The organism is Clostridioides sp. ES-S-0001-03, from assembly GCF_020676075.1.
GTDB lineage: Bacteria > Bacillota > Clostridia > Peptostreptococcales > Peptostreptococcaceae > Clostridioides.
Genome location: NZ_JACVWJ010000064.1, coordinates 1 through 245 on the forward strand (window position 1 = coordinate 1; position 245 = coordinate 245).

The 245-nt window shown below is 40.0% G+C and carries 1 rRNA gene; it reads right to left on the reverse strand.

What is annotated here, in order from left to right:
• Positions 1–186 (reverse strand): 23S ribosomal RNA (locus IC174_RS20960); the annotation flags it as partial.
• Positions 187–245: the final 59 nt, after the last annotated feature.

A 245-nucleotide genomic window follows, 5' to 3' on the forward strand; every position in this document is an offset into this window, starting at 1 on the left:
GAGTTCCCCTCATTAAGCTATGTATTCACTTAATGATACTTAGACATTACTCTAAGTGAGTTTCCTCATTCGGAAATCTTCGGATCAAAGTTTACGTGCAACTCCCCGAAGCTTATCGCAGCTTATCACGTCCTTCATCGGCTCCTAGTGCCAAGGCATCCGCCCTGCACCCTTAATAACTTGACCAGTTAAAAAGGTTTGATAGATTAGAAGCTATCAACTTCGATAATTTTTAAAAGTTATCA